This is a genomic window from Streptomyces sp. NPDC040545 (assembly GCF_055595065.1).
On record NZ_JBVIWA010000024.1, the window covers coordinates 85398 to 105443 of the forward strand.

A 20046-nucleotide genomic window follows, 5' to 3' on the forward strand; every position below is an offset into this window, starting at 1 on the left:
GGGTGCGGAGGCGGCGGGAGGCCGCGGCCTCCGGATCAGATCCGGGCCGAGCGGTGTGTCATCGACAGCTGGATGCGCCCTGCGAGGTTCCGCGGATCGGCGCTGCTGAAAGCCCCTTCCAAGGCCGCCTGTACGTCCGTGGCGAAGCGGATGCCGAAGCGCTCGGCCTCCAGCTCCTCACGTAGGTCCTGAGCCTCGGCGCGGGACGCGCAATGGAGCGTGGTGTCCGTCCGTGCGCCGAGGGGTGGTTCTGTGTCGTCGATCTCGGCGACAAGGGCTATGAATGCGGCCAGAGCGCCCTGCGTGCCGCCCTGTCCGGCCCGGGACGCAGCGGGATCGTGATCGAGGACGCTGCGGCCATGACCCTGGAACATGTGCCACGCCTCGTGGCCGATGATGACGAGCTGGTGCTCGGGGTTGGTGTTCTCCTCGTAGACGATCAAGTCGCGGCTGGTCCGGTCGATCCAGAGCCCGCTGGCGGTCGCGGGCGGGAAGGGCAGCTTCCGGAGCCGGACCGGGCGTCCTCGTAACCGGCTCAGCGCCGCACCGATCGAGGGGATGACGTGATCACCGTCGGCGGGCGGTATCAGGTTCCGGACGATCTGAGTGCTGAGCCGCCGCATCGCCCTTGGTTCCGCGCTCACTGGTCTCCTTCGTGTTTGTCGAGCTCCAGCAGGGCGTTCAAGGTCGCGTTGAGCACGTGCCATCGTTCCTCCGGCAGGTCGCGCGCCTGCCGGAGGGCGATGCCGCGGACGTCGTCGTGACCCGACCGCGCTCCTGCCGCCGGGGCGACGGCGGCGTCCGCCGCTTCCTGTGCCGCCTCGAGCGCGGCAAGGACCGGCAACAGCGCGCGGTTCAGGGCCTCGGAGGCCGGGACGGTGAAGAACGCCTCCCCGCCGTCGACGCCGAAGAAGCCCACCAGGCCGTGCAGGAGGTCGACGCTGGGCGTCTTCTCGCCGGTGCACACCTGTCGCGCCCAGAACCCGGAGACTCCCAGCAGCCGGGAAACGCGTCCGGCCAGGTCCGACATGCGTTCGCCGGTACGCGCCAGATGGGCATCCGCGAGCGAGCGGATGCGTGCGCGGACCCGTTCGTTCACCGTGTCGGCCGGCGGCTGGCCGCCCTGGAGCAGGATCCGGACCGTCTCTTCGGGCAGAGCCGTCCTGGCGGCCAGTTCTTGCGGCTCGAGCAGGTCGGATCGCTTCAGGCTCTGCTGTCGTATGAGCGTCTCAAGGGATTCGAGCGTCCCGGGCAGACACGGGGCAGGGTCCACCAAGATCCTCCCAAGGGCACGTGAGCCGGAGCGGACGGGCGCGACGCAGCCTAACTCGTATCGATCCTTGCCTCAACGATCGTTTACAGCCACGAAACGATCGCTGATGGACCTTCCTCGGGCGAACCGTACGGAGCGGCGGGGCCCGGGGCCGGTTCACCTCCTGGACATCCGGTGTCCAGGGGCCGGTGCGGGAATGGCGGTGGGGTTTGTCGGTCGGGCGTGCTTTGCTGGAGACATGATCGATGAGTTCCTGGCCCGTGGCCTGTCCGATGTGGAAGAGGCCGTCCGCAAGGCGGCGGCGATCGAGATCATGCCGAGATTCAGGCAGCTCGCCGAGCACGAGGTCGACGAGAAGAGCGGCCCCCACGACCTGGTGACCGTCGCCGACCGCCAGGCCGAGGAGTACCTCACGGCCGCCCTGACGCGGCTGCTGCCCGGCTCCGCCGTGGTCGGCGAGGAGGCCGTGCACGCCGACCCCGCGGTGTACGCGGCGCTGCGCGCGGACGCCCCGGTGTGGATCGTCGACCCCGTCGACGGCACCCGTCAGTTCGTGAACGGCGACCCGGCCTTCTGCACCCTCGTCGCCCTGGCCCTGCGCGGGGAGATCCTCGCCTCCTGGACCTACGCCCCGGCACTGGAGGAGCTGGCGACCGCCGTGCGCGGGCAGGGTGCGTACGTCGACGGCGAGCGGCTCCGGTGCGGTTCGCCGGAGCCGGGCGCCGCGCTGCGGGTCGCCATCGCACACCCGCTGTACACGAGCGACGAGAACAAGCGGACGCTGGCCCGGCTGGACGTGCCCGGGGTCGTGGCCCGCCCCTGCGGCTCGGCGGGCCTGGAGTACCTGAAGGTGGCCCGCGGCGAGATGGACGGCCTGGCCTTCACCTGGCCCTCGGCCTGGGACCACGCGGCCGGGCTGCTGCTGGTCGCCGAGGCCGGCGGGACGCAGAGCACCGTCGACGGGGTCCCCTTCCGGGTGGACCGGGACAACGCGCTGCCGTTCGCGGTCGGGCGGGACGAGGCCACCACCGTACGCATCCGGGAGCTGCTCCGGGGCGTCTGACCGGGTCCGGTGCGGTCCGGCCGGGTCCGGACGGTCCGGGCGGCGGAATATCCTGGAGGCGCAGGCGCCGCCGGAGACGAAGGAGTCGCAAGTGCCGTCGATTCTCGATGTGGTCGTGGTGGGGGCGGGGCCTAACGGGCTGACCGCCGCCGTCGAACTGGCCCGGCGCGGCTTCTCGGTGGCGGTCTTCGAAGCCGCCGGCACGGTCGGCGGCGGTGCCCGGACCGAGGAGCTCACCCTTCCCGGCTTCCGGCACGACCCCTGCTCGGCGGTGCACCCGCTGGGGGCCGGCTCGCCGGTCTTCGCCACCATGCCGCTGAAGCGGTACGGGCTGGAGTGGCTGCACGCCCCGCTGCCCATGGCGCACCCCTTCGACGACGGCACGGCCGCGGTCCTGTCCCGCTCGGTCGCGGAGACGGCGGCGTCCTTCGGGCCTCGCGACGCGGGCGCCTACCGGCGTCTGGTCGGGCCGTTCCTCGGCAAATGGGACACCCTGGCCCGGGACTTCATGTCCCTGCCCAGCACCGCGCTGCCCCGGGATCCGCTCACGCTCGCCCGCTTCGGGCTCGCCGGACTGCCGCCCTCCACCTGGCTCCTGAGCCGCTTCCGCGACGAACGGGCAAGGGCGCTGTTCGCGGGGCTCGTGGCCCACGTCATCGCACCGCTCGGCGGGATCGCCACCAGCGCGGTGGGCCTGGTCTTCGCGCTGGCCGCGCACGCGAACGGCTGGCCGATGCCGCGCGGCGGCTCACAGTCCGTGTCCGACGCCCTGGCCGGGTACCTGCGCGACCTCGGCGGGACCATCCACACCGGCTTCGAGGTCAAGCGGCTCGACGACCTCCCGCCCGCCCGCGCCTACGTCTTCGACACCTCGCCGACCGCGCTGGCCCGCATCGCCCGCCTGGGGCGCGCGTACGACGGATACCGGTACGGCGCCTCCGTGTTCAAGCTCGACTACGCGCTGGACGGGCCGGTCCCGTGGACGGCCGAGGCGCCGCGCCGCGCCGGCACCGTCCAGATCGGCCCGCGCGCCCGGGACATCGACGCCGCCCTGCAGCTCGCCTCCGGCGGCCGCGCCCCGCGCGCCCCCTTCCTCATCACCGCACAGCCCAGCCTCGTCGACCCCGGCCGGGCGCCCGAGGGCAAGCACGTGTTCTGGGCGTACGGACATGTCCCCGCGGGCTGGGACGGCGATCTCACCGAGGCCGTCGAATCCCAACTGGAGCGATTCGCACCGGGCTTCCGCGACCTGGTGCTCGCCCGCGCCACGGCCGGGCCGCCCCAGCTCGCCGCCCGCAACCCCAACTACGTCGGCGGGGACATCGCCTGCGGAGCCGCCTCGGGCCTTCAGCTCCTGCTGCGTCCCAAGCTCTCCCTCAACCCGTACACGACGGCCCACCCGGCCGTCTTCCTCTGCTCCTCGGCCACCCCGCCGGGCCCGGGCGTGCACGGCATGTCCGGGCACAATGCCGCCAAGGCGGTCTGGCGGCACCTGCGAAAGGGCTCCTGATGGTCCGTATCACCCTGGTCCGCGGCGACATCACCGCGGAGAAGGCCGACGCCATCGTCAACGCGGCGAACTCCTCGCTGCTCGGTGGCGGCGGGGTCGACGGCGCCATCCACCGGCGCGGCGGGCCGGAGATCCTCGCGGCCTGCGAGGACCTGCGGCGTTCGCACTACGGCAAGGGGCTGGCGACGGGCCGGGCCGTCGCCACCACGGCCGGGCGGCTCGCCGCCGGGCACGTCATCCACACGGTGGGCCCGGTCTGGTCGCGCGAGGAGGACCGGTCGGCGCTGCTGGCCTCCTGCTACCGCGAGTCGCTGCGGATCGCCGACGAGCTGGGGGCCCGTACGGTCGCGTTCCCGGCCATCTCGACCGGCATCTACGGCTGGCCGATGGACGACGGGGCGCGGATCGCGGTGGAGACGGTGCGCCGCGCCCGTACCGAGGTGCAGGAGGTGCGTTTCGTGCTCTTCGACGCGGCCGCCTACGAGGCCTTCGAGACGGCGGTGGCGGCCGCCTCCTGAGCCGCCCGCCCAGCCGTCGTCAGCGCGGCGTACGCCCGGAGGCGCCCGGGGCGGGCCGCGGGTAGGTCCGGGACTGCTTGACGCTGCCGAACGCGAAGCTCGACTCGATCGAGGCGATCCCGGGGATGGCGTGGATCCGGTGGCGCACCAGGGATTCGTAGGCCTCCAGGTCCTCGATGACGATCCGGAGCAGGTAGTCGCTGCTGCCCGCCATCAGGTAGCAGTCCTGGATGTGCTCGATGACCGCGACGTGCTCCTCGAACAGCCGCACCGCCTCCGCCGTGTGGCGTTCCAGGCGGATCCGGACGAAGACGGTGACCGGGAGCCCGAAGGCGACCTGGTCGACCATGGCCGTGTAGCCGCGGATCAGGCCCGCCTCCTCCAGCCGCCGTACCCGGCGCAGGCAGGGCGACGGGGACAGCCGGACGCGGTCGGCGAGGTCCTGGTTGGACAGGCGCCCGTCGGCCTGCAATTCCCTGATGATCTGCAGATCCACTGCGTCCATGGTCGCTCCTTGGCAGATTCTGCCCCAAACGTATGTCCGAGAGGCAGAACTGGCAATCGGCTGCCCCGCCCCACGCTCTAGCGTTGCCCAGGCACGGACCGGACCGGTCCGGGTCTCAGAGGCTGGAGCACTTCCTTGGTCGCGACGAACACCACCCGGGCGACCCTGCCTCCCGATGCGGCGGGCCCGCGGGCCGGACACCCCGGCCGGCGCGGGCTCTCCCCACAGGCCGAGGGCATGCTGGCCTTGCTGGTCACCGTGTCGATCTGGGCGGCCTTCGCGCTCAGCGCCCGGGCCCTGAGCGGTTCCTCCCTGCTGCCCGCAGACGCGGCCCTGCTGCGCTTCGGTGTCCCCCTCGTCGTCCTGTTCCCCGCCCTGTGGCGGCGCCGGCGCGCCATCGCCGCGGTGCGGCCGGGCCCCGCGGTGAAGATCGTCTGCGGTGCCGGGGTGCCGTTCTTCCTGGCCGCGATGCACGGCGGCGCGCTGACGTCCGCCGCCTTCGTCGGCTCCATCGTCCCCGGCATGGTCCCGCTGTTCGTCTCCGCGATCATGATCCGCCGGGGCCACGGCGTCCCCCGCGGCACGCAGGCCGCCGGACTCGCCCTGATCGCGGCCGGCGTGGCCGCCCTCGTCTGGCGCTACGTCGTCCCCGTCGACACCGACGTCCTCGCCGGCGCCGGCACGCTCCTGGTGGCCAGCGGCCTCTGGGCCCTCTACACCGTGGGGCTGCGCGAGGTCGGCCTCGACCCGATCGGGTCGATCGGACTGCTGTGCCTGCCCTCCTTCGCCGTGATCGGGCTCCTGGTGCTGACCGGGGTGCTCCCCACCGGCATCGCGCACGCGGCGGGCAGCGACATCGCGCTGTTCCTCGTCGTGCAGGGGCTGGGGGTCGGCCTGTGCGCGGGCCTGCTGTACGCCTTCGCCATCCGCCGCCTCGGCGCCGAGCGCAGCGCCGTCGTCGGCAGCCTCAGCCCCGTCGCCGTCGTCCTGCTCGCCGTCCCGCTGCTCGGCGAGACACCGACCCTCGCCGTACTCGTCGGCGTCCCCCTCATCACCGCCGGCGTCGTCCTCGCCAACCGCCGCCCACGACCCAAGGTTCCCGCAGATGCTTGAGCTCCTCCCCACGCCGCCCACCGACCCGCTGTGGGACCTGACCTACGAGTTCGGCAGTGACGAGCGGCCCGAACGCCTCAACCTCGTCCTCGGCGTCTACCGGGACCAGACGGGCACCACACCCGTCATGACCGCCGTGCGCGAGGCCGAGATCCGCCTGGCGGAGCGCTCCGACTCCAAGGAGTACCGTGGGCTCTCCGGCAACGCGGCCTTCAACCGTTCCCTGCTGGAGCTGGTCCTGGGCCCGGCCGGGCCCACCGACCGGGCCGCGGCCGTCCAGACCGTCGCGGGCTCCGGCGCGCTGCGGCTGCTCGCCGACCTGATCTGCCGGACCCGCCCGGGCGCCACGGTGTGGATCAGCGATCCGGCCTACGTCAACCACCGGCCCATCCTGGAGGCCGCCGGGCTGCGCGTGCGTACGTACGGCTGGCGCGACGCCGAGGGCGGCTTCGACACGGCCGGTGTGCTGCGGGAACTGCAGGAGGCGGAGCGGGACGACGTGGTCCTGCTCCAGGGCTGCTGCCACAACCCCACGGGCGTGGACCCGCTGCTGGACGACTGGGAGGCGCTCGCCGAATCGGCCGCCCGCAGGGGCTGGGTACCCTTCGTCGACCTCGCCTACCACGGCCTCGGCGACGGCTTGGAGTCCGACCTGCTGCCCACGCGGATGCTGGCGGCGCGGGTGCCGGAAATGCTGATCGCGGTCAGCTGCTCGAAGAACTTCGGCCTCTACAGCGACCGCGTCGGCTGCGCCATCGTGCTCGGTGCCTCGGGCCAGGCCGTCCGGCATGCCGAGACCGCCCTGCAGAACGCCGCCCGGACGCTCTACTCGATGCCGCCCGAGCACGGCGCGGCCGTGGTGACCACGATCCTGGAGGACGACGGGCTGCGGGCCGCCTGGCGCGCGGAGCTGGAGGTCATGCGCGGCCGGATCATGGACAACCGGGCCGATCTGGTCGCCCACCTGAGCGCGCTCGGCTGCGCGGACCAGGCGCGCTCGCTCGCCCGGCAGAAGGGCATGTTCTCGATGCTGCCGCTGTCCGCGCAGCAGATGCTCCGGCTGCGCAGGCAGTACGCCGTCTACGGCACGACCTCGGGGCGGATCAACATCGCGGGCATCCCGGCGCACCGGATCCCCTGCCTCGCCCGGGGCATCGCCGGCGTCCTCGGCACGGCCGAAGCGCCCCGCACGATCCCGGCGCTCCCGCGCCAGCAGCAGTCCGGACCGGCCGCCGCCGTTCAGGCGTAGGCCCGGTCAGGGGGTCGGCCACAGAGCACAAGACAGTCCCCGGCAGTCCGTCGGTTCCATGAGCCATCCGCCGTCGCCGATGGCTCCCCTGGCCGACAGGTGCTGCCGGGGGCCTGGCCCGAGCCTGGACAAGGGTCACGCGGGCCTGAGGACGTCTCCAGAGGGAAGTGCGGCTCTTTCCGGTTATCCGGTGTATTGATGAGTTTCCTCCCAATTCGCACCCAGTCAAGGCTTTGTCCGGACGTACTCTGTAAAGAAATCCGCGTCGCGCCCGCCACGAGCCCGACGGAAGGTGCCGCCATGACCACATGGCCCGTCCCGCTCCCCGCCCGAGGGCCCGGCGCCACGGTCTGGGAGCCTGAAACCGTCACCGCAGACCCGTACAACGCGCAGACGCCCTCGGCCGCGCTGGCCGAGCCGGTCACCCCCGTCGGTGCCTTCTTCGTACGCGACCACTTCGGCATCCCGCGGACCCCGCCCGGCCAGTGGCGGCTGCGGATCGGCGGCGCCGTGGCCGCCCCCTTCGCCATCGGCTACGCGGAGCTGCTCGCGATGGAGCACCGGGAACTCGACGTCGTGGTGGAGTGCGCGGGCAACGGCCGCAGCCTGATGACACCCCGCCCGGCCGGCCTGCCCTGGGGCCAGCAGGCGGTGGGCTGCGCGCACTTCGCCGGAGTGCCCTTCCGCCTCCTCGCCGAGCGGGCCCTGATCGGACCGCCGGCCGTGGAGGTCGTCTTCACCGGCGCCGACTCCGGCCCGGTGCGCGGCCACCGGGCGGCCTTCGAGCGCAGCCTCCCGCTCGCCGTGGCCCTCCACCCGGACACCCTCCTCGTCACCCGTATGAACGGACAGCCGCTCACCCCCGAGCACGGGGCCCCGGTCCGCCTGCTGGTCCCCGGCCGCTACGCCGTCGCCGACGTGAAGTGGCTGGTCGGGGCCCGGGCCGTGACCCGCCCGTTCGCCGGTGTCTTCCAGAGCGAGGAATACCTCTACGTGGCCTCCCGCGGCACCCCCGAAGGCCCGGTGACGAACGTGCGGGTCAAGTCGCTCATCACCGAACCCGAACCGGACACGGCCGTGTGCCGGGGCCACGAGACCCTCCTCCGCGGCCGCGCCTGGTCCGGCGGCGGGGTGCCGCTGCGGAGCGTCGAGGTGCGCGCCGAGTACGAGGACGACGACCGCCACCGCGAGCGCGGCTGGCACGAGGCCCTCCTCGAAGCGCCCGCCGGCCCTTACGGCTGGAGTGCCTGGTCGTACCGGTGGACGCCGCAGCAGCCCGGACCGTACCGGCTGGTCTCCCGCGCCACCGACGCCCACGGCGGCACGCAGCCGCCGCAGGCCCCGTGGAACGCCCGCGGCTACGGCTGCAACCCCGTGGCAGCCGTCGAGGTGGTGGTCGTATGAGCGGGGCGGGTGAGGCACGCGCACCAGGGGCCGCCACCGGTGCCGGCGCTGCCGCGCCCCGGCCGGGACCGGCCGACACAGAGCCCCGCGCCCCTGCCTCGGCTAGGGTGAACCGGTAGGAATCAGGCCCCCCGGGGTGAGGTCGGTGCGTTGGACACTTACCAGGCGACGAGCGAGGTGCCGGAGCCGTCGGCCGCAGCTGTCGGGTACGCGGGCGTACTCCGCGAGCTGCTGCCGATCGCCCTGTGGCGGGAGGACGCCGACGGGCGCATCGTGGAGTGGTCGCTGGCCGCCCAGGACCTGCTCGGGCACCGCCCCGAGGACATCATCGGCCTCCCCGGCAGCGCCATGCTCGTCCCCGAGGCCAACCAGGAGCTCGCCGGCCAGCTGACGCGGCGCGTCCAGTCCGGCGAGACCGTCGTCGGCACCCTGCCCGTGCGCCACCGCGACGGTCACCGCGTCCCGATGGAGATGTGGATCGTCCCCGCCGCCGACCCGCAGGGCCGGACGGGGGCCATGCTCATCGCCGTGGAGACCTCCGAGGTGCTCCACATGCGGGACTCCCTCGCCGCCCTCCAGAGCCTGTTCACCCAGTCGCCCATAGGTCTCGCCACCCTCGGCACCGACCTGCGCTTCCTCCGCGTCAACGACGCCCTGGCCCGGATGAACGGCGTCCCCGCCGCCGAGCACCTCGGCAAGCGGCTCACCGAGGTGGTCCCCGGCGTCAACGCCCTCGCGCTGGAAGCGACGATGCAGCAGGTCCTCGACCGGGGCACCGCCGTCGTCGACGTCCGCCGCACCGGGCGGACCCCCGCCGACCCGGAGAACGACCGGACCTGGTCCTGCTCGTACGCCCCGCTGCTGGACGGCTCCGGCCGGGCCCTCGGTGTGATCGCCTCGCTCATCGACATCACCGAGGCCCAGCGGGCCCAGGCCGACGCCGAACGGGCCCGGCACCGGTTCGCCCTGCTCGCCGAGGCGGGCACCCGCATCGGCACCACCCTGGACCTCCACCAGACCGCCCAGGAGATCGTGGACGTGCTGGTGCCGCAGCTCGCCGACTCGGCCGACGTCCAGCTGCTCGAAGCGGTCCTGCTCCCCGACGAGGGCCCGGTCCACGCGGCCTCCACACGCGGGGTCCTGCGCCGGCTGGCCGCCCACTTCCCCGACCCGAGCGCCCCCACCGCGAAGCTCGCCCCCGGCCAGACCTTCCAGATCCCCATGGGCACCACCTACGAGCAGGTCATCGCCGAGGGACGGCCCATGAACCTCTACCTCGCAGACATCCCCGCACTGATCACCTCACCGCGCGCCGAAGCACTGCGCACCTACCTCGCCACCCTGGGCTCGGCCCGCCTGGTCCCGCTGGTCGCCCGCGGCACCGTGCTCGGCGCCGTCGCCGTGACCCGCACGCGCGAGCGCGAACCCTTCGACGAGCAGGACCGCATCCTCGTCGACGAGCTCGTCGCCCGCGCGGCCCTCAACATCGACAACGCCCGGATGTACACCCTCCAGCGCCAGGCGGCCCTGACCCTCCAGCGCAGCCTCACCAACAGCGCGCTGCCCGAGGTCCCGGGCCTCGAACTCACCGGGCGCTACCTGCCCGCCAGCGAGCACGACGTCGGCGGGGACTGGTACGACGTCATCCCGCTGCCCGGCGGCCGGACCGGGCTGGTCATCGGGGACGTCATGGGCCACGGCGTCCACGCCGCCGCCGTCATGGGGCAGTTGCGCACGGCCGTACGGACCCTCGCGCGCCACGACGTGCCCCCGGCCCAGCTGCTCCGCTCGCTCGACGCCGTCGTGGCCGACCTGGGCGAGGACGAGATGGCCACCTGCGTGTACGCCGTCCACGACGCGGCGTCCGGCGGCTGCGTGATCGCCCGGGCCGGCCACCCGCCGCCCGCCGTGGTCACCCCCGACGGGGCCATCGTCTTCCTCGACGGCCCGCCCGGGACCCCGCTGGGCGCGGGCGGGCAGGACTTCCGCACCGAGGAGGTACGGCTGCCGCCGGGGAGCCTGCTCGTGCTCTACACCGACGGCCTCATCGAGGCCCGGGACCGGGACCTCGACGAGGGGATGGCCCAGCTGGCGGGCGCCCTGAACCAGGTGGAGCAGCCCCTGGAGGAACTGTGCGAGGGGATCCTGCAGATGCTCCTGCCGTGCGCCCAGCAGGACGACGTCGCGGTGCTGCTGGCCCGCACCCGGCCGGTGTGAGCCCGGCCCCCCGAGCCCCCCGCCCCCATGCCCCGGACCCCGGTCGGCCGGCTCACCAGGCCAGGTCCTCCAGCGCGTCCAGGTCCAGCGGGTCCGCCGCCAGCGGCTCCGGGCCCCCCGTCAGCGGCAGCTCGGCCCAGATGACCTTGCCGCGCTCGGTGTAGCGGGTGCCCCACCGGTCGGCGTACTGGGCGACGAGGAACAGCCCGCGCCCGCCCTCGTCGGTGGTCGCCGCGTACCGCAGGTGCGGTGAGGTGCTGCTGCCGTCGGAGACCTCGCAGACGAGGCTGCGGTCGCGCAGCAGCCGCACCCGCACGGGCGCGCTCCCGTACCGGATGGCGTTGGTGACCAGCTCGCTGAGGATCAGCTCGGTGGAGAAGGAGATCTCCTCCAGCCCCCACGCCGCGAGCTGCGCCGCGCCCGCGTTGCGCACGCGCGAGACGGCCGAGGCCTCGCCCGGCACCTCCCACTCGGCGATCCGGTCGGCCGCCAGCCGCCGGGTGTCGGCCACCAACAGGGCGATGTCGTCGCTCGGCACCGGGAACAGCATCGCGGCGAGCACGTCCGAGCAGGCCTGGTCGGGACTGCGGCCGGGCCGCGCCAGCGACTCGCCCAGCAGCTGCAGTCCGGAGTCGAAGTCCCGGTCGCGGTCCTCCACCAGGCCGTCGGTGAACAGCACCAGCCGGCTTCCCTCGGGGAGCACGAACTCGGCGGCCTCGAAGGGCATGCCGCCCACGCCCAAGGGCAGCCCGGCCGGCAGCTCGGGGAATTCGACGTCCCCTCCGGGGCGGATCAGCGCGGGCCCGGGATGGCCGGCGCTGGCCATCAGGCACCGCCCGGAGACCGGGTCGTAGACCGCGTAGAGACAGGTGGCACCGGTAACCCCGGCCGGCTCGGCGGCCCCTTCCGAGGCCTCCTCGGCGCCGCCCTCCCCGTCCCCGCCCGGGAGCCCGCTCCCGGTGTCGTTCTGGTCGATCCGGTTGATCAGCTCGTCCAGGTGCCCGAGCAGCTCGTCGGGGGGCAGGTCCAGCGTGGAGAAGTTGTGCACCGCGGTCCGCAGCCGGCCCATGGTCGCCGCGGCGTGCACCCCGTGCCCCACCACATCGCCGACGACCAGCGCCACCCGGCCCCCCGGCAGCGGGATCACGTCGAACCAGTCCCCGCCCACCCCCGCCTTCGCGGGCAGATAGCGGAAGGCCACGTCCACGGCGTTCTGGGCGGGCAGCACCCGGGGCAGGAGGCTGCGCTGGAGCGTCACGGCCATCGCGTGCTCGCGGGTGAAGCGGCGGGCGTTGTCGATGGAGACCGCCGCGCGCGCACCCAGCTCGGCCGCGAAGGACCGGTCCTCCTCGTCGAAGGGCTCCGGGGTGTCGGCCCGCCAGAAGTTGGCCATGCCCAGGACCACGCCCCGGGCCCGGAGCGGTACGGAGATCAGCGAGTGCAGCCCGTAGTCGAGCGCCACCCGGGTGCCCTGGGAGTCCTGGGCCCGCCAGCCCATGGCAGCGTTCAGGTCGGCCGCGAGCACCGCGTGCCCGGCGTCCAGGGCCGCCGCCATCGGGGCCGTCGGCACGACGAACCGGATGATGTCGCCCACCGGCTGGAGCGGCGAGTCGGCACGTACGCCGGTGATCGCGGCCCGGCGCATCTCGGTGTAGATCCCGGTGACCAGGGAGGGCTCGTCACCGTGCAGCACCGGCTCCAGCAGCTCCACCGTGACGAAGTCCGCGAACCGGGGGACGGCGACCTCCGACAGCTCCTCGGCGGTCCGCACCACGTCCAGGGTGGTACCGATCCGCACACCGGCGTCGTAGAGCAGCTGGAGCCGGCCACGGGCCACTTCGGCCCGGCCGGAGACCGCGGCGAGCTCGGTGGAGTCGCGCAGGGTCACGACGCTGCCCGTGGACATGCCCTTGTACTGCGCGGTGGGCCGTACGTTGACGGCGAGCAGCCGGTCGCCCGCCAGGTGCACGTGGTCCGTCACGACCTGGCCGGAGGCGAGCAGTTCCGCGGTGCGCGGGTCGAGGCCGAGGTCGGTGACGTGCCGGTTCTCGGGGTCGGGCGGCAGGCCGAGCAGCCGGCGGGCCTCGTCGTTGGCCAGGACGAGCCGCTGGTCGGCGTCGATGATGACCACGCCCTCGCGGACGGCGTGCAGGACGGCCTCGTGGTGCTCGTTGATCCGGCTCATCTCGGCCGCGCCCAGGCCCCGGGTCTGGCGCCGCAGCCGGCCGCTGACCAGGGCAGCACCACCGGTACCGAGCAGCAGGGCGCCCGCGGCCGCACCGAGCAGGAGCGGGAGCTGACCCTCGACGACCTGGGAGACGTTCTCGACGTCTATGCCGGTGCCGACCAGGCCGATGACGACGCCGTCGGAGTTCCGTATCGGGACGACGGCCCGGACGGCGTCGCTCGGCTCGCCCCGGAACGTTTCCGTGAAGGCATGCCCGGCGAGGGCGCGGCTGAGGTCACCGGTGGCCCGCCGGCCGATCAGCTCGGGCTGCGAGTCGGTGTAACGGATCCCGTCGGTGTTCATGACGGCGATGAAGTCGACGCCCGAACCCCGGCGGGCGGCCTCGGCCAGCGGCTGGAGCAGAGCGGTCGGATCCGTCGAGAGCAGCGCCGACACGATACCGGGGGCGTTCGCGAAGGACTCGGCCGCCGCGAGCGAGCGGTGACGGGCGTCGCGCTCGCTGTCGTACTGGGCCTGGAAGACCAGGGCCGCCGCGGCGGCGGCGATCAGCAGGAGCACGATCATCGCCTGGAGGGCGAAGACCTGACCGGCGACGCTGTGTGCCCACCGGGACAGGCGCGCGAACAGCCGCGAGCCCCACCCGGTCGGCTGGCGACCAAAACGTCCGGTCATGAGCCCTTTCTAACACTGTCCGCGGGGTTTGGTGCGGCTGCCGGTACGCAGGAGGCCGCACGGTACGCGCGTGGGCCGAGTCCGACCTGCGCGGTGAAGTGCTGGCGGAAGGTGACCTCACTGGCGAAACCGGCCCGCCGGGCCACTTCCGGCACCGGATGGTCGGTGCGCTCCAGCAGCTTGCGGGCCGCGTCCAGCCGGTGGCCCAGCAGCCACCGGTGCGGGGTGGTGCCGGTGGCGGCGGCGAAGTGCCGGGCGAAGGAACGCGGGGACATCCCGGCCCAGCCGGCCATGGTCGCCACGGACAGGGGCTCGTGCAGCGAACGCAGGGCACGCGCCCGTACGGCGGCCAGCGCCTCGGCCGTCCGGTCCGCGGCCGGGACGGGCCGGTCCAGGTACTGGGCGTGGTCCCCGGTGCGGAAGGGGCCCGTCACCATGGAACGGGCGATGGCGGCGGCGGCCTCGGCTCCGTGCGCCTCCCGGACCAGGTGCAGGCACAGGTCGATCCCGGAAGCCACCCCGGCGGAGGTCCACAGCCCGCCGTCCTCGACGTAGAGCGGGGCGTCCTCGACCACGATCCCCGGGTAGCGCGCGGCGAGCTGCGGGGCCAGCCACCAGTGGGTGACCGCCCGGCGGCCCTCCAGCAGACCGGCCTCCGCCAGGATGAACGCCCCGGCACACAGGGCGGCGACCGGCACGCCCCGGCCGTGCGCCTCGCGCAGGGCGGCGAGGACCGGCGCGGGCGTCGGATCGGCCGGCTCGGCCAGCGCCGGTACGACGACCAGGTCCGCGGTGGCCAGCCAGTCCAGCCCCCGGTCGGGGGACAGGGTCAGCCCGCCGGGCAGCGGGATCGGACCGGGTTCCAGGGCGCACCGGCGCAGCTCGAAGCCGGGCACCCCGGCGTGGCTGCGGTCGGGGCCCCAGACCTCGGTGATGACGGCGAGGTCGAAGCTGCGGATACCGGGCTGGACGACGATCGCGACGCGGCGCATCCGGCCAGTCTGCCAGGGGGCCGGAACTGCCAGTCTGGCAGGATCCCATCGGTACGGGGCCTCGCGGGCGCTGTCGGGCCCGCGGCCCGGCGGGCAGCATGGAGCCATGACAACGACCGCGATCGAGATCGCTCCCGACAGTGCCCTGCTGGTCATCGACGTGCAGAAGGGCTTCGACGAGGAGTCCTTCTGGGGGCCCCGCAACAACCCGGCGGCCGAGGACAACATCGCGGCCCTGATGGACGCCTGGCAGGCGGCCGGCCGCCCGGTGGTCCTCGTCCGGCACGCGTCCGTGCAGCCCGGCTCCGTCCTCGCCGCCGATCACCCCGGCCATGCCTTCAAGGACCTGGTCGAGAAGCGGAGCCAGGGGGCCCTGGTGATCACCAAGACAGTGAACTCGGCCTTCTACGGCACCCCGGACCTGGCCGACTGGCTGAAGGCCCGGGGGATCGGCCAGCTGGTGCTGGTCGGCATCCAGACCAACATGTGCGTCGAGACCACGGCCCGGATGGCGGGGAACCTGGGCTACGACGTGCTCGTCCCGCTCGACGCCACGCACACCTTCGACCTCGCGGGGCCGGGGGGCCTCGCCCTGACGGCGGACGAGCTCGCCACCGCCACCGCGGTGAACCTTCAGGGCGGCGGCTTCGCCCGCGTGGTCACCACGGCCGACCTCCTCGCGGCGTAGCGATTTCAGCCGCGCCGGCGTGTGAGGCGCGGGGTCTGGTGCGGAGCCCCAGGAAACCCGGCTCCGCCGGGCACCGGGCTCCGCCCGGACCCTCCCCCGGCTACCTCTGGGAGGTGCCCCCTGCTCACACCGCCGGCGAGGCTGGATTCGCCCGGCGAGGCCGGGTCGGGCCGGTGAAGCCGAAAGGGGTCGGCGAAGCCGGGAGGGGCCGGCGGGGCAGGGTGAGGGGCCCCGCCCCCGGGCAGGGGGGTCGGGGCCCTCGAAGGTGGCGGCCGCGTCAGAGGACGTCGGCGGCGATGCCGGCCGCGACCTGCTCCAGCAGGGGACCCGCGTTCGGGATGGACTTGGCCGGGTCGGGCTCCAGGTCCGTGAGCGGGTACGCCTTGCGGATGCCGGCCCCCTCCAGGGCTTCCTGGGTCAGCAGCAGCCGGCCGCACACGGCCACCACGGGCTTGCCCGCCGCGCGCGCCGCGGCCGCGACACCCGCCGGGGCCTTGCCGTGCAGGGTCTGCTCGTCCAGGGAGCCCTCACCGGTGATGACCAGCGTGGCCCGCTCCAGCGCGGGGGCGAAGCCGAGCACCTCCAGCATCAGCTCGATGCCGGGACGGAACGTCGCGCCGAGCAGCAGGGCCCCGTAGCCGATGCCGCCCGCGCCACCGGCACCCGGGAGCACCGCGCACTCGGCGGCCTTCGTGCCGATCGACTTCTCCAGGACCACCGCGAAGTGCGCCAGCGCCGCGTCGAGCGTCGCCACGTCCTCGGGCGACGCCCCCTTCTGCGGGCCGTAGACCGCGGCGCAGCCCTTCGGACCGGTCAGCGGGTTGTCCACGTCGCTCGCGAGGACGAACTCCACCTCCGCGAAGCGCGGGTCGATGCCGGACAGGTCGGCCGAGGCCAGCTCGGCCAGCGCGCCGCCGCCCGGACCCACCGGTTCGCCGTTCGCATCCAGGAACACCGCGCCCAGGGCGGCCAGCATGCCGGCGCCGCCGTCGGTGGTGGCACTGCCGCCCACACCGAAGACGATCGAGCGCGCGCCCGCGTCCAGCGCGGCCTTGAGCAGCTCGCCCGAGCCGTACGTGGTCGCCGTCAGCGCGGCGAAGGTGCCCGCCGGCAGCAGCTGCAGCCCGGAGGCCTCCGCCATCTCGACCACCGCGGTGCCCTCGCGCAGCGCGAAGGCGGCCGTGACCTGGTCGCCGAGGGGTCCGGTGACCCGTACCTCCCGGCGTTCGAAGCCGGCTGCCACGGCTGCCGCGACCGTTCCGTCGCCGCCGTCCGCGACGGGGAGGGTCTCGATCTCCACGTCCGGTACGGCCCTGCGCAGGCCGGCCGTCACCCGCTCCGCGACCTGAACGGCCGTGAGCGAACCCTTGAATTTGTCCGCGGCGATGAGCACGCGCGCGGCCTCATTTACTGCTCCGTCCGTCACCTTGCTATTCCCTTGCTATCGAACAGTGCAGTCGCGCCGCCATGAGCTTATCCGGAGGATCCTCCTATGCCCATGAGTGGCCTGGGCCACACCCGGCGCGACATGCCCCTAAATAGGGATATACGGCTGCATAGTGTGGCCGCATGAGCGCGGAATCACTGGAACGGCCACCTCCGGACACCCCGGGAGGGGGATCCGGCGGCCCCGCGGAGGGCGCGCCCGACCATGCCGTCGTCACCGTGGGTGTGATCGCCCCGGCGCCGGGCCCGCCCGGCCACCAGCCCCTGCACGGGATGCGGGACGGGGTCCGGGCCATGGTCGGCGACGCCGTCACCGAACGGGGGGCGGCCCGCCACCCGCGGCTGCGGCGCGTGGCCGGGTCCAAGGGGCGGGAGTACGGGGACGGCGAAGGCCCGGGGTCCCCGGAGGCGTGACGTCTCGGGGCTCCCGGGCCTTGATCCGGCGGGCAGGTCCTGCGGCCCGTCAGGACAGCTCGTACACCGCCAGCCGGCCGTTGTCGTAGACCTTCTTCGCGAGTCCGGCCAGGAGCGGCGACTCGGCGCCCGAGGGGCGGTGCGCCACGATGTAGCGGACGTGGTACCGGTCGTGGAGCCGGCGCAGGATCGCGGCCGTCGGCCGGTAGACGGCGTCCTCGTTGAACCGGAACAGCTCCTGGTCCCAGAAGGGGCCGTAGTAGGCGGCGCCGCCGCCCGACAGCGCCATGGCCCGTGGCGCGTACCCCCAGCCCTCGATCAGCACCGACCGCTCCGAGTACGCGCTGAGCCACTGCGAGCGGGTGTTGTTGTCGCACTTCGCCCCGGTGGGCAGCGGGCCCTCCACCTGCCAGCAGTGACTGTTGGTGGCCAGCACGTCCGTCGGCTCGCTGTGGGCACGGATCCAGCGCGCCGCCTGCACGTGCGAGCCGGGCAGGACGAAGGAGTACGACCACAGGGCTTGCCGGGACTGCAGGATGTCGTGGAAGAGCCCCGGGGTGCCGGCCGTGAGGGCGGCGGTCAGCAGGACGATCGCGCCGCGCCCGCGCAGCGCGGGCCATACCCGGCCGCCGAGCCGCCACAGGACCGCGCCGACCAGGGCGGCCAGGAGTAGCGCGGCGGCCAGGGCGAGCGCGGGCAGCAGCACGGAGTAGGAGGTGGCCCCGCGCCCCTTGTCGCCGGCGAGCCGCAGCACGTAGGCCGTCCAGCGGCCGGAATAGCGGTAGATCCCGAAGGTGAGCAGCGCCGAGAAGGCGAGCACGCCGAAGGCGAGTGCGGCCTTGCCCCGCGCACCGAGCGCGGCGCGTTCGAACGTCTCGCAGAAGCCCCAGGCCGAGAGCATGGCCCCGAAAGGCAGCGAGGCGAGCGTGAAGTAGCTGGCGTTGTAGCCGTTGACGACCAGGTAGGCACACGGTCCCGCCACGGAGGCACCGAGCAGGAACCACTGGACGGGCTCCAGCCGGAAGCGCCGCTTCGAGATCAGCGGGATCATGCCGAGCAGCTTCAGCTGGTGGTTGAGCAGGAAGGCGACCAGGGTGCCCACGACCACGAGGGCCTGGAACGCCGGCGAGCGCAGGTGCCCCTGATCGGCCCAGTAGCCGCGGATGTTGCCGAACGGGATGATCTCCAGGCCGTAGCTCTCGAAGTTGAAGATGACTGCCGTCGCGAAGAGCTGGGCACCGCCGAGGACCGCGCCCAGCCCGACCACGTGCCACGGGATGCGCCGGGTGGTGATCAGCAGGACGAGGCCGGTCAGGGCCAGGCCGGCCAGCGTGACGGGCAGGGTGCTCGCCTTGGCCGCGGTCGATGCCAGGGCGAACAGCGCGACGAGGACGTACACCTCGCGGCCGAAGAGCGGGGCCCGGTCGGCGCCCTCGCCGTCCGCGGCTGTCGCGCCCTCCTTGCGGCTCCGGCGCAGCGCGTCGCCGATGACCCCCATCAGCGCGATGAGCAGCGGCTGGCTGTACGTCAGGGAGAGGCTCGACCAGGACATCAGCCGGACGGCGGGGGCGCCGAAGGTCCAGGTGGGGACGGGATTGGGGTAGATGGCGGTGAACTCGGCCACGGCGAAGACCAGCAGCGCGGCCAGCGGACCTGCCCAGGCCCGCCCGACGAGGCGCTGGGCCACCACGGCGGCGATCACCATGCCGAGCGCCGCCAGCGCGGGGACCATGAGCCTGGACTCGATCACCGCGAGGTCGATGTGACCCACCATGTCGGACATGGCCATGTGGGCGAAGGTGAACCAGTGGTAGTGCAGGGGCTCGCCGGCAGCCTGGGGGAAGGTCAGCGGGACGTTGTGCTTCGCGTTCGCGGCGAGCGACAGCAGGTACGGCATGTCGTTGAACAGCCTGCTGCCCTCTTTGTCCGGGAGGACCGGGTACAAGGACAGGAAGGTCTGGTGGAAGTAGACGCTGCTGAGCATCACCGTCCCGGAGACCGACCAGGACCAGCCCAGCGAGGGGCTGGTGTAACCGCGCGGCCGCCAGTGCCGGCGGAGCTTCGGTACGGCCGCGAAGGGGATCACCACGGCGAGCGGCCACGCGAGGGCGAGCGACTGGGCGCCGGCCCCGACGAGGACCGCCCAGGCGGCCAGTTCCAGGACGAGGCCGAGGACCGCACCGAAGGCGAGGTCCTCGATCAGCGTGTGTGGCCGCCGGCGAAGGGCCCGGAAGACCAGCGTGCCGGGGAGCATGACGCCCCAGAGCACGTAGAAGGTGTACCGGGCGATGTCGCTGACCGTGGTGTCCGAGGCCAGCAGCAGGGAGACCAGGAGCAGGTACGCGGCGGCCGCCGGCAGGAAGCGCCAGAACGCGTGCGGGCCGGGCCGGTCGGTCGCGCGGGACGGGGACGAGCCGCTCAGCGGCCGCGCCCCGAGGCCGGTCCGCTCGGACGCGACGCTGCCAGTTGTACCCATATGTCTTGGTTCTTCCCTACCTGCTATGCGTCGGCCGACCCCGGACGGGGTCGGCCGGGAGCGCCCCGGACCGGGCGCCAGGGATCAGGCCGCGTACTCGGAGACCCGCTGGTCGTGGCCGGCGGCCGCGGTGTCCTCGGCGGAGTCGTAGCCGACGAAGTAGGCGGGGCGGGCCTGGACGGCGGAGTAGATCCGGCCTATGTACTCGCCGAGCAGGCCGACGCAGACGAGCTGGACGCCGCCGAGGAAGACCATGCCGATGAAGAGGGAGGCCCAGCCGGGGACGGTGGCGCCGAGGGCGTACTGGATCGTGGTGTA

Annotated in this window: 16 protein-coding genes and 1 pseudogene; 9 read left to right on the forward strand and 8 right to left on the reverse strand. The window is 73.6% G+C overall.

The genetic code is table 11. The features are described 5' to 3' along the window. Window positions 1–35 precede the first annotated feature (35 nt). Both ACZ573_RS33150 and ACZ573_RS33155 read right to left on the reverse strand, forming a co-directional pair. On the reverse strand, window positions 36–644 hold the full coding sequence (locus ACZ573_RS33150) for a toxin-antitoxin system, toxin component (protein WP_471311553.1): 609 nt from the start codon (window positions 642–644) through the stop codon (window positions 36–38). Then, window positions 641–1273: a hypothetical protein gene (locus ACZ573_RS33155; protein WP_471311556.1), complete on the reverse strand. Its 633-nt coding sequence runs from the start codon at window positions 1271–1273 to the stop codon at window positions 641–643. Before ACZ573_RS33155 ends, ACZ573_RS33150 begins: the two co-directional genes overlap by 4 nt. Before the next feature lie 238 nt (window positions 1274–1511). Here ACZ573_RS33155 and ACZ573_RS33160 point away from each other — a divergent pair, with 238 nt between their 5' ends. The 3 genes from ACZ573_RS33160 (at window position 1512) to ACZ573_RS33170 (ending at window position 4364) form a co-directional block, all read left to right on the forward strand. Continuing rightward, a complete protein-coding gene (locus ACZ573_RS33160; RefSeq protein WP_471311558.1) occupies window positions 1512–2336 on the forward strand; it encodes an inositol monophosphatase family protein in 825 nt (274 codons plus the stop codon). 91 nt (window positions 2337–2427) lie between these two features. Beyond that, the gene (locus ACZ573_RS33165) at window positions 2428–3846 is read left to right on the forward strand and encodes a phytoene desaturase family protein (protein ID WP_471311561.1); all 1419 of its coding nucleotides are present in this window, start codon (window positions 2428–2430) and stop codon (window positions 3844–3846) included. Continuing rightward, on the forward strand, window positions 3846–4364 hold the full coding sequence (locus tag ACZ573_RS33170; RefSeq protein ID WP_471311563.1) for an O-acetyl-ADP-ribose deacetylase: 519 nt from the start codon (window positions 3846–3848) through the stop codon (window positions 4362–4364). The genes ACZ573_RS33165 and ACZ573_RS33170 overlap by 1 nt, the downstream gene beginning before the upstream one ends. Window positions 4365–4383: 19 nt before the next feature. Here ACZ573_RS33170 and ACZ573_RS33175 read toward each other — a convergent pair whose 3' ends face one another. After that, on the reverse strand, window positions 4384–4869 hold the full coding sequence (locus tag ACZ573_RS33175) for an Lrp/AsnC family transcriptional regulator (RefSeq protein ID WP_471311565.1): 486 nt from the start codon (window positions 4867–4869) through the stop codon (window positions 4384–4386). Between the two features lie 135 nt (window positions 4870–5004). On the opposite strand from ACZ573_RS33175, the gene ACZ573_RS33180 reads away from it, so the two are divergent. The 4 genes from ACZ573_RS33180 to ACZ573_RS33195 all read left to right on the forward strand — a co-directional run bounded on the left by ACZ573_RS33180 (window position 5005) and on the right by ACZ573_RS33195 (window position 10852). Beyond that, window positions 5005–5982 (forward strand): DMT family transporter, encoded by a 978-nt coding sequence (locus tag ACZ573_RS33180; protein ID WP_471311568.1) that lies wholly within the window; start codon window positions 5005–5007, stop codon window positions 5980–5982. Further along, on the forward strand, window positions 5975–7231 hold the full coding sequence (locus ACZ573_RS33185; protein ID WP_471311571.1) for an amino acid aminotransferase: 1257 nt from the start codon (window positions 5975–5977) through the stop codon (window positions 7229–7231). Before ACZ573_RS33180 ends, ACZ573_RS33185 begins: the two co-directional genes overlap by 8 nt. A gap of 300 nt (window positions 7232–7531) precedes the next feature. Next, complete coding sequence (locus ACZ573_RS33190) at window positions 7532–8635, forward strand: molybdopterin-dependent oxidoreductase (protein WP_471311574.1); 1104 nt, start codon at window positions 7532–7534, stop codon at window positions 8633–8635. Window positions 8636–8785: 150 nt separating this feature from the next. Beyond that, window positions 8786–10852 carry a SpoIIE family protein phosphatase gene (locus ACZ573_RS33195; protein ID WP_471311576.1) on the forward strand — a complete coding sequence of 689 codons (2067 nt, stop codon included), beginning with the start codon at window positions 8786–8788 and terminating at the stop codon, window positions 10850–10852. A gap of 52 nt (window positions 10853–10904) precedes the next feature. On the opposite strand, the gene ACZ573_RS33200 is transcribed toward ACZ573_RS33195, so the two are convergent. Then, window positions 10905–13712, reverse strand: coding sequence for a SpoIIE family protein phosphatase (locus ACZ573_RS33200; RefSeq protein WP_471311579.1), 2808 nt, complete (start codon window positions 13710–13712; stop codon window positions 10905–10907). Then, complete coding sequence (locus ACZ573_RS33205; protein WP_471311583.1) at window positions 13709–14704, reverse strand: GlxA family transcriptional regulator; 996 nt, start codon at window positions 14702–14704, stop codon at window positions 13709–13711. The genes ACZ573_RS33200 and ACZ573_RS33205 overlap by 4 nt, the downstream gene beginning before the upstream one ends. Before the next feature lie 106 nt (window positions 14705–14810). On the opposite strand from ACZ573_RS33205, the gene ACZ573_RS33210 reads away from it, so the two are divergent. Next, window positions 14811–15392, forward strand: a complete 582-nt coding sequence (locus ACZ573_RS33210; protein WP_471311585.1) for a cysteine hydrolase family protein — start codon at window positions 14811–14813, stop codon at window positions 15390–15392. A 277-nt stretch (window positions 15393–15669) separates the two neighbouring features. Here ACZ573_RS33210 and ACZ573_RS33215 read toward each other — a convergent pair whose 3' ends face one another. Beyond that, entirely contained in the window at window positions 15670–16818 is a 1149-nt protein-coding gene (locus ACZ573_RS33215) for a glycerate kinase (protein WP_471311588.1), read from the reverse strand. Between the two features lie 143 nt (window positions 16819–16961). On the opposite strand from ACZ573_RS33215, the gene ACZ573_RS33220 reads away from it, so the two are divergent. Beyond that, window positions 16962–17252, forward strand: coding sequence for a hypothetical protein (locus ACZ573_RS33220; protein WP_471311591.1), 291 nt, complete (start codon window positions 16962–16964; stop codon window positions 17250–17252). Between the two features lie 49 nt (window positions 17253–17301). Here ACZ573_RS33220 and ACZ573_RS33225 read toward each other — a convergent pair whose 3' ends face one another. Next, complete coding sequence (locus tag ACZ573_RS33225) at window positions 17302–19728, reverse strand: hypothetical protein (protein ID WP_471311594.1); 2427 nt, start codon at window positions 19726–19728, stop codon at window positions 17302–17304. Between the two features lie 84 nt (window positions 19729–19812). After that, window positions 19813–20046 (reverse strand): annotated as a pseudogene (locus ACZ573_RS33230) (hypothetical protein); the annotation flags it as partial.